6 protein-coding genes and 1 pseudogene are annotated in these 10,070 nt (G+C 51.4%); 5 read left to right on the top strand and 2 right to left on the bottom strand.

What is annotated here, in order from left to right; all coding sequences use genetic code 11:
* The 4 genes and pseudogenes from PUQ60_RS08895 to PUQ60_RS08880 form a co-directional block, all read left to right on the top strand.
* Positions 1-699: pseudogene (locus PUQ60_RS08895) on the top strand (hypothetical protein); the annotation flags it as partial.
* A 13-nt stretch (positions 700-712) separates the two neighbouring features.
* Positions 713-3,097 carry a DUF3656 domain-containing protein gene (locus PUQ60_RS08890; RefSeq protein ID WP_273379826.1) on the top strand — a complete coding sequence of 795 codons (2,385 nt, stop codon included), beginning with the start codon at positions 713-715 and terminating at the stop codon, positions 3,095-3,097.
* Between the two features lie 47 nt (positions 3,098-3,144).
* Positions 3,145-4,485 carry an FtsW/RodA/SpoVE family cell cycle protein gene (locus PUQ60_RS08885; protein ID WP_117795001.1) on the top strand — a complete coding sequence of 447 codons (1,341 nt, stop codon included), beginning with the start codon at positions 3,145-3,147 and terminating at the stop codon, positions 4,483-4,485.
* Positions 4,469-5,929, top strand: coding sequence for a penicillin-binding transpeptidase domain-containing protein (locus PUQ60_RS08880; protein ID WP_118672934.1), 1,461 nt, complete (start codon positions 4,469-4,471; stop codon positions 5,927-5,929). The genes PUQ60_RS08885 and PUQ60_RS08880 overlap by 17 nt, the downstream gene beginning before the upstream one ends.
* A gap of 74 nt (positions 5,930-6,003) precedes the next feature.
* On the opposite strand, the gene aroA is transcribed toward PUQ60_RS08880, so the two are convergent.
* Together aroA and PUQ60_RS08870 are read right to left on the bottom strand one after the other, a co-directional pair.
* Positions 6,004-7,281, bottom strand: a complete 1,278-nt coding sequence (gene aroA / locus PUQ60_RS08875) for a 3-phosphoshikimate 1-carboxyvinyltransferase (protein ID WP_273379842.1) — start codon at positions 7,279-7,281, stop codon at positions 6,004-6,006.
* A 66-nt stretch (positions 7,282-7,347) separates the two neighbouring features.
* The gene (locus PUQ60_RS08870; RefSeq protein ID WP_273379822.1) at positions 7,348-8,454 is read right to left on the bottom strand and encodes a prephenate dehydrogenase; all 1,107 of its coding nucleotides are present in this window, start codon (positions 8,452-8,454) and stop codon (positions 7,348-7,350) included.
* A gap of 335 nt (positions 8,455-8,789) precedes the next feature.
* Here PUQ60_RS08870 and PUQ60_RS08865 point away from each other — a divergent pair.
* Positions 8,790-10,070, top strand: a 1,281-nt coding sequence (locus PUQ60_RS08865; RefSeq protein WP_273482935.1) for a GTP-binding protein, incomplete at its 3' end; no start/stop codon positions are given.

Below are 10,070 nucleotides of genomic sequence, written 5' to 3'. Positions count from 1 at the left end.
GCTGTGAAGAAAACAGCACAGGAACAGGTTGAGTCTGCAAGAAAAGAAGCGCAGGGGCAGATCGAGGCTGTGAAGAAAACAGCACAGGAACAGGTTGAGTCTGCAAGAAAAGAAGCGCAGGAGCAGATTGAACGTGCGAAGAGAGAGGTACAGGAGCGCGTGGAATCCGCGGAAAAAGCAGCCCAGGATCGCGCTGCTAGGGCGGAGCAGACAGCCCGGGAGCAGGCAGAAGCTGCAAAAAAAGAGGCATTGGAACAGATTGCGGATGCAAAGAAGGAAGCAAACGATTTCCGTGGAGAAGCAGAGGTTTGGAAACAGGATGCAGAAGATCAGCGTCTGGCGGTCGAGTCATCCCAGAGTGAAATCGCTTCTTTGCAGGACAAGCTGGAGATTCTCAAACAACAGCTTGAAGAAGCAAGACAGGCGGCGACAGCTGTGCAGACGGAAAAATCGCAGCTGGAAGCACGTCTGATGCAGACGGAACAGGAAAAACAAAGTGTAAAAGAGCAGCTGAGCCAGCTGGAGCAGGAAAAACAGACGATAAAGAAAGATCTGGAAGAGAGCCTCCAGGAGGCAGGGGCAGCACGTGAGGAACTGGCAGCTGTCCGTCAGGCACAGGTGGAGGCATATATGAAGCGGAAGCCATTTCCCAAGAGACAGGGAACGGTGGAACTGAAAGATGCAATTCTGCGGTTATAATGGGTGAAATGATATGAAAAAAAAGGTGGAAATTCTGGCACCGGCGGGTTCCTTCGATAGCATGAAAGCGGCGGTTGCTGCGGGGGCGGACGCAGTCTATATGGGCGGCAGCCGTTTCGGAGCCAGGGCATATGCGGAAAATCCGGATGAAACGGGGATGCTGGAAGCGATCAACTACGTGCATCTGCATGGGCGCCAGCTTTATATGACGGTCAATACGCTGGTAAAGGAAGACGAGATGGATGACTTATACGACTATCTGCTTCCGTATTACCAGGCGGGACTGGATGCCGTGATCGTGCAGGACATGGGCGTATTTTCTTATATCCGGGAGCATTTTCCGGATTTGCCGGTTCATGCGAGCACACAGATGACGATTACAGGACCGGAGGGCGCGGCGCTTATGACGAGAATGGGCGCGGTCCGCATCGTTACAGCGCGTGAACTTTCATTGGAAGAGATACGCCGCATTTATCAGGAGACGGGCGTGGAGATAGAGAGCTTTGTTCACGGGGCTCTCTGTTACTGTTATTCGGGACAATGCCTGTTCAGCAGCCTGATCGGCGGCAGAAGCGGCAACCGGGGACGATGCGCTCAGACCTGCCGGCTTCCGTTTGATGTCCTTCGGCGGCTGGATGAGAACAACCCGAATGAAAACAAAAACAAAAAGAAAGAAAATGGCGTGTTAAATCCGGGCGATTCCAAGTATGTGCTCAGTCTCAAGGATCTTTGTACGCTGGATATTTTGCCGGATATTCTGGAAGCAGGCGTTTATTCCTTGAAAATCGAGGGGCGCATGAAGAGTCCGCGCTATACGGCAGGCGTGGTGCGCCTGTACCGGAAATATGTAGATTTATATTTAAAGAATGGCAGAAAAGGTTACCGGGTTGACCCGAAAGACCGGAAGGAGCTGCTGGATCTGTTTGACCGCGGCGGTCAGACGTTAGGCTATTATACCGAGCACAATGGACGCGATATGGTGGTCTGCCATGAGAAACCGGCATTCCGCCAGGAAAACCGGGAACTTTACCAGTATCTGGACAAAACGTATGTGGAAGCAGAGGTAAAAGAACCGGTTCAGGGGTTTGCGCGTGTCTGTGAAGGCGAACCGCTGCAGCTGACGCTTCAATACGAAGATCCGCTGACGGGAGAAAGCCGGATGGCAGGCGGAATCGGAGCAGTTGTCCAGACGGCAGTGAAACAGCCGATGAGCAAGGAACGGATTGAGAAACAGCTCGGAAAAACGGGAAATACGCCGTATTATTTTGAAAATCTGGAAGTGGAGACAGGCGGCAGCCCCTTTGTGCCGGTGCAGGAGTTAAATGAACTCCGCCGCTCTGCGTTTGAGCAGCTGACCGAGGAGATACTGCGTCCATACCGCCGGGAGATACCGGAAAATAGGGCGTGCGGGACAGGAAAAGGGTGGCAAAATCCGGAAGAAAAGAATCTGGAAGAAAATAACCAGACAGGTTCGGAATCAGGAAAAACCAGCCCGGCTCAGGACGTTGAACTCACAGCGGGTTTACCTGTACAGAGCCAGAAAACGCTGTTTGAGAATAAAAAAGGGAATAAAACAGCTCTGTACCACATTCATGTTTCGGTCGAACACCCGGCACAGTTAAAAGTGGCGTTATCCGTACCGGAAGTCGGCGCCATCTATCTGGATAGCGCTGAATTTGGCGCCGAACAGTGGAACGAATGGGTATCGCGCTGCCATGAGGCAGACAAGCAGTGTCTTTTGGTAATGCCGCATATTTTCCGCGATCGGGCAAAGGAATATTTTGAAACACATCGTTCCAGGCTGGAATCGGCGGGATTTGACGGTCTTGTCATCCGGGCATGGGAAGAGTTGGAATTGGTGCGCGAGTGGAAGATTTCCATCCCGCTTGTGATGGATTATGGTATTTATACGATGAATCACCGGGCGGAGGATTTTGTGCGGGAGATGGCGCCGGAGCTTTCGATGCGTTTTACCCTTCCGGTCGAGCTCAACAGCCGGGAGTTGGAGGCGCGCGACAGCCGGGAACGGGAACTTCTTGTATATGGTTCGATCCCGGTCATGGTAACCGCCCAGTGCATCCGGAAAACCGTGGAAGGATGCAGTAAATGTCCGGAATATCTGTATCTGCGGGATCGCAAAAAGAAGGTATTTCCGGTAAGGAACCAGTGCCGTTTCTGCTGCAATACGATCTACAATTCCAGCCCCCTGTCGCTTTTGAAGGATAAAAAGCAGATAGACCGCCTGCAGCCGGAGGTGCTGCGTCTGTCATTTACGTCGGAGAGTGCGGCACAGACCGGGGAAGTGCTGGATGCCTACGTGAAGACCTTCCTCCATCAGGAACCGGTGGAGCTGGAGGGCGAATTTACAAGAGGTCATTTTAAGAGGGGCGTAGAGTAGCGTGTGTACCGGGAATCTTCCGGGTACACATGAAAAGGAGGATCACCATGATAAATCTTGTGACAACGATGTCCAGGTATCTGATGATATTGCTGATACTGATTTATACATATTACAATTTCCGCTTTTTTTCACTGCCGGATGACGAGTCGAAACTCCGGCTCTGTCGTCTGCAGAATGTACCGCTGTTTTTGATATTTCTTCTGTCGGGTACGATCATTTATCTACAAACCGAGGATGAGGCAGTTGTGCTGTTTTTCGGCGCGCAGCTTGTCTTTTTTGTCCTGTACCAGCTCTTATACCGGCTGTTTTACCGGAATGCGTCGAGACTGTTGCTGAACAACACGTGTATGCTTCTGTGCACCAGTTTTATCATGCTGACGCGCATCTCGATGGACAAGGCGGTCCGCCAGTTTATCATCATGGCAGTTGCGGCGGTTATCACAATGATTATACCATATGTGATAGATAGAACCTGGCAGCTCGCTAAGATACCGTGGGTGTACGGCCTGATAGGTCTGGCGCTGCTGCTGGTTGTCTGTGTGATCGGCAATACCAGCTTCGGCGCACAGCTTTCGATCAGTATCGGCGGATTTTCGTTCCAGCCGTCCGAGTTTGTTAAGATCAGCTTTGTATTCTTCGTGGCGACGATGTTTTACCGCTCAACGGAGTTTAAAAATGTGGCGATCACGACCGGCGTGGCGGCGGCGCACGTGTTGATTCTGGTGTTATCCAAGGATCTGGGAAGTGCGCTGATTTTTTTCCTCGCCTATGTCCTGATGCTGTTTATTGCAACCTCCAACTGGCTGTATCTGGCAGGCGGTCTTGGAAGCGGCTGTGCGGCTGCGATGCTGGCGTATAAGCTGTTTTCGCATGTGCGTGTCCGCGTGGAAGCATGGCAGGATCCGTGGAGTGACATCGCAGGAAAAGGATATCAGGTTACGCAGGCGCTCTTTGCGATCGGCACAGGCGGCTGGTTTGGCATGGGACTTTACCAGGGGATGCCGAAGAAGATCCCGGTTGTCGAGAAGGACTTCATTTTCGCGGCGATCTCGGAGGAGCTGGGCGGCATCTATGCGCTCTGTATTCTCCTGATCTGTCTGGGCTGCTTCATGCAGTTCATGCTGATTGCGACCCGGATGCAGGCATTATTTTACAAGCTGATCGCGTTTGGTCTGGGAATTGAGTATGTGGTGCAGGTGTTCCTGACGATCGGCGGCGTGACCAAGTTTATTCCGTCCACCGGCGTGACGCTGCCGCTTGTCAGTTATGGAGGCAGTTCGATTCTCAGCACATTTATCCTGTTTGGCGTGATACAGGGACTATATGTCCTGAAACGGAATGAGGAAGAAGAGGAGGAGCAGCAGTTTGATGAGGCAGAAGGATGAAATGGAAAGAACTGAAAATGCGAGAGCGCGTTCAAACCGTCATATTCTGTGGCTGACCTATGGGATTGCGGCGCTCTTTATCGCGATGGCCGTTTATTTTGGCTGGTTTATCCAGTTTAAGAGTGAAAATGTGATCGGCAGCTCTTATAATGCGAGACTCGATCTCCTCTCAGACCGGGTGACCCGCGGTTCGATTATGAGCAATGATAAAACGGTGCTGGCGCAGACGAACGTTGCAAGTGACGGAAGCGAGAAACGCTATTATCCGTATGATTATCTGTTTGTCCATTCGGTCGGATATTCCGGCAAAAATGGAAAAACCGGTCTGGAGTCGCTGGCGAATTTCTACCTGCTTTCCTCCCATGTGAATCTGATTGAGAAAACGATCAATGAATTTCAGGGGAAGAAAAATCTGGGCGACAATGTGATTACGACGCTCGATGTGGATCTGCAGCAGACGGCATCCGACGCGATCGGAAAACACCGGGGCGCGGTGATTGTCATGGAACCGGATACGGGAAAGATTTTAACGATGGTTTCCCAGCCGAATTTCAATGCGAATCTCGTCGATGAGCGCTGGGCAGAGTTGATATCGCCGGACAATACGAAGGCGCAGTTAGTCAACCGTGCGACGCAGGGCTTATATCCGCCGGGATCGACGTTCAAGATGCTGACGGTGCTGGAATATATGAAAGAGAACCCGAATACCTGGCAGGACTATGTGTATAATTGTAATGGCTCTTACCAGAATGGCGATTATACGATTAAATGTTACCACGGGACGGCACACGGGGCGCAGAACCTGATTCAGGCATTTGCCAATTCCTGCAACGGTGCGTTTGCGGAGATTGGAATGCAGATTAATTCAGAAAAATTCCGGGCGCTGGCAAATCAGATGCTCTTTAATTCGGAGCTTCCGTACACACTTCCGTACAACCAGAGCACGTTTTCGCTCGACGGCAGTTCGGATGACTGGGAAAAGCTTCAGACCGCGATCGGACAGGGAAAAACCCAGATTACGCCGCTGCATAACCTGATGATCGTATCGGCGATCGCCAACGGCGGCACGCTGATGAAGCCATATATGATCGATCATGTTGAAAATGTGGGTGGTCAGACGGTCAAGAAGTTCCTTCCGTCCGCCTATGGAACCCTGATGTCTGCGAATGACGCACAGTTTCTAACGCATCTCATGAGCCAGGTGGTCGAGATTGGTACGGGTTCCGCGATGCGGGGGGCATCCTATACGGTGGCCGGAAAAACCGGTTCCGCCGAGTTTGAGGCAGGTAAGGAGACACATTCCTGGTTTGTCGGTTTCGCTCCGGCAGACAAGCCGAAGGTGGCGATCTGCGTGCTGGCAGAAGAGTCCGGTTCCGGCGGTGCGGTCGCTGCGCCGATCGCAAGACAGGTGCTGGATCGGTATTTTGCAAAATATGGGCAGTAGGACAAAAGAAAAGGGCAGGAAAGCGATTTGAAGCTTTTCCTGCCCTTTTTGTCTCAAATATGCATAGTCACATTTTATTTACACAACCGTTCCAGATCCCCATAGAATCCCGGATAGGAGATGTTCACGCAGTCTGCATCCAGAATTTCGGTCTCGCCGGAAGCGCCGAGTGCGGCAACGGCGAAGGTCATGGCGATGCGGTGATCCTTCTTGCTGTCGATCACAGCACCGTGCAGCGGCTTGCCGCCGTGGATGATCATGCCATCCTCGGTCTCGGTCACATCCGCGCCCATAGCGGTTAAATTCTCTACCATGACAGCAATGCGGTTTGACTCTTTTACCTTTAGTTCCGCGGCATCGCGTATGACGGTGGTTCCCTCGGCATAGCACGCCATCGCAGCGATCACCGGAAGCTCATCGATGAGAGTCGGGATGATCGCACCCTCGATCGCGGTTCCAGTCAGCTTACCGGAGCGGACGAGCAGGTCGGCGGTCGGTTCGCCGGAGGCGGTGTTTACATTGAGAAGTTTGACGTCCGCGTTCATCGCCTTGCAGACGCGCAGGATGCCGTCGCGGGTCGGGTTGATACCGACATTTTTAATTAAGATTTCTGAATCCGGTACGATGAGTCCGGCTGCGATAAAAAAGGCAGCGGAGGAGATATCGCCCGGAACCTGAATTTTCTGTCCATAGAGCTGTTTTGCCGGTTGTAAAATCGCGGTGGTTCCTTCTGTGTGGATGTCTGCGCCGAATGCGGACAGCATCCGTTCACTGTGATCGCGGGAAATGTACGGTTCGGTTACACGGGTTTCTCCGTCGGCATACAGACCTGCCAGCAGAATCGAGGATTTGACCTGGGCGGAGGCAACCGGAGAATTATAATGGATGCCGTGCAGTGGTGAGCCGATGATATGGAGCGGCGCGCAGCCATTTCCATTGACACTCTCGATCTTTGCGCCCATCTGAGAGAGAGGATCGATGATGCGCTTCATCGGACGTTTCTGGATGGAAGCGTCGCCGGTCAGTGTTGTGTCAAATTTCTGGGCCGAGAGAATGCCGGAGATCAGGCGCGTTGTGGTGCCGCTGTTGCCGCAGTCTAAAACGGAGTCTGGGGCAGTCAGGCCGTGCAGTCCACGTCCGTGGACGAGAACGGTCTCGCCCTGATTTTCGATCGAGATTCCCATTTTGGAAAAACAGGAGATCGTGGAGAGACAGTCTGCGCCCTGCAGGAAGCCGTGGATTTCGGTCAGTCCGTCCGCAAGAGCGCCGAACATGACGCTGCGGTGGGAGATGGACTTGTCTCCCGGAACGGTCAGTTCGCCCCGGAGAGAAGATGTATGGGTAAATTTCATTGAGTTCATAGTTGTACCTGCCTAAACATTAATGTTGAAAGTTAAGTTTGAAACATACATTGCAGTCTACGCGAACAGCGTGTAATTGTATTTCTTCAAACGCGCCCACGCCGCTTCCATCGAAGCCTTGTCGTAGAAGCTGATCCGCAGCGCGCCCTCGCCATGCTCACGGTTGTGGCTGATGCCGATATTTTTGATACTGATTCCTTTACCGGAGAGGATCGAGGAAATGATGGAGATAGCACCTGGCTCGTCCACCACGTCGGCGGAGAAGGTGTATTCCGGCTGTATCGATCCTTTTGGAGTTTCTGCAAACGAATTCCGGTAGTCGCGGGAGGACTCAAACAGCTGGTAGATGGCTCTGGACTGGTGGTCGGACAGTTCTTCCCGCAATGTCGTCAGGGAATCAATGTAGCGATCCAGCACCTCAGTGATATTGCCTGTGTTCGTCATGCAGATCTGTTCCCACATGACCGGAGAAGAGGAGGCAATACGGGTGATATCCTTGAAACCTCCGGCAGCCAGCCGTTTCATCATCTGATCCTCGCTGTCGCAGTCGTGTACCAGGTTGACCAGGCTGGAGGCGATGAGGTGCGGCAGATGGCTGATCGCCGCGACAATGAAATCATGACGATGGTAATCCAGCACCAGGGGCAGCGCACCGATCGCCTTTGCTACATCCACCATACGGTCAGTGTGGGAAGCTGGGGTGTGCGGTGTCGGGGTAATGATATAGTATGCATTTTCCAGCAAATGGTCGGTTGAACTCTCGTAGCCGGTCTTTTCCGAGCCAGCCATCGGGTGTCCGCCGACGAAGCAGCTTTCCATGCCAAGCGCGGCAACGGTCTCATGAATGCTGGTCTTGGTGCTTCCGACGTCAGTCACAACCGCGCCTTCCTTTAAGAACGGCCGGATCTGGCGCAGATAGGATTCATTAAATTCAACCGGTGTGCACAGGAAAATGATGTCGCACTCGCTTAAATGCTCGTCCACGCCGTCCAGAATCAGGTCAACAATGCCGTCTGCATGTGCCTGTTCCAATTTTTCGCGGGTCCGCATATAAGCCATGATCCGAATATCCGGGGCGCTGCGTTTCAAACCTCTGGCGATAGAGCCGCCGATCAGACCGAGTCCGATGAAACCGGCGGTAAGATGATTAATCGGTGTATTCATAGCAATTACGCTCTCTTTCATAAGTAGTATAGTAAAAAAATGAAACTAGAAATTATTGTAGAATAGAACAAGTCACTTGTCAACGATTTTACGCGTTGAAGTGAAAAAGAAAATTTTTTACATCTGTTTATTACTAAATTTGCGAAAATGCGATTGATTTCACCGCCTTTGAACAGGGAAATTGTCGCATTTTCAATGCTTTTCAAAATAAAACGAATAAATTTTGTATAAAGGTGTTGTTTTACTTGAAATTTTCTCTATTTTCTTGTACAATATGAACAGAGGTTAAAATACAAGAAGAAAACATCAAAATAAATAGACGGGAGGACTTAACTATGAACGTGTATGGGACAAAACAAATCCGCAATGTGGTGTTACTGGGGCACGGCGGTGCCGGCAAGACAACGGTAGCAGAGGCGCTGGCACTGGTAACAGGTACTACCAAGAGAATGGGAAAAGTTCCGGAAGGAACCACCATCAGCGATTATGATAAAGAAGAAATCAAGAGACAGTTCTCTATCTCCACCACGCTGATTCCGTTGGAGTATCAGGGAGAAGATGGACCGATCAAGATTAACCTGTTAGATACCCCTGGCTATTTTGATTTTGTGGGAGAAGTAGAGGAAGCTATCAGTGTAGCAGATGCAGCAATCATCGTTGTAAACTGCAAGGCTGGCATCGAAGTCGGAACCGAGAAGGCATGGGAACTCTGTGAAGAGTACAACCTGCCGCGCCTGTTCTTCGTTACCAACATGGATGACGATCAGGCAAGCTTCCGTGAGCTGATCTTAAAACTGGAGAAACAGTTTGGCCGTAAGATCGCGCCGTTCCAGGTGCCGATCCGTGAAAATGAAAAATTTGTCGGCTTTGTCAATGCGGTAAAGATGGAAGGCCGCCGTTTCACTCATTTAAGCGAATATGAGAAATGCGAGATTCCGGAGTATACCAAGAAGAACCTCGGCATCATCCGTGATGCGCTGATCGAGGCGGTGGCAGAGACGAGTGAAGAATATATGGAGCGCTATTTCTCCGGTGAAGAATTTACACAGGAAGAGATCGCACAGGCGCTGCGCGAGCACGTAAGTGAGGGCAACATCGTTCCGGTTATGATGGGTTCCGGCATCAATGCACAGGGCTTCGCATATTTGCTGCAGGCGATCGATAAATACTTCCCGTCACCGGACAAGTTCGAGTGTGTCGGTGTCGATGTATCGACCGCAGAGCGCTTTACTGCTAAATATAATGACGATGTATCCCTGTCGGCACGTGTTTTCAAGACTGTGGTTGACCCGTTCATCGGCAAATACTCCCTGATGAAGGTTTGTACCGGTACCTTAAAACCAGATACCGTTATCTACAATGTAAACAAAGACGCTGAAGAGAAAGTTCAAAAAGTATATGTTCTCCGCGGCAAGGATGTCATCGAGGTTCCGGAATTAAAGGCGGGCGATATCGGCGCGGTTGCCAAATTAAACGTTACTCAGACCGGCGATACCATCGCAGTCCGCACGGCTCCGATTGTATACCACAAACCGAAGATTTCTACCCCGTATACCTACATGGCATACGCAGCTAAGACCAAAGGCGATGAGGACAAGATCTCCAGTGCACTGGCG

This window comes from Clostridium sp. AF02-29, assembly GCF_934835585.1.
Classification (GTDB): domain Bacteria; phylum Bacillota; class Clostridia; order Lachnospirales; family Lachnospiraceae; genus Otoolea; species Otoolea fessa.
The sequence above is the reverse complement of the archived record's forward strand: the minus strand, read 5'-3'. Positions and strand labels throughout refer to the sequence as shown.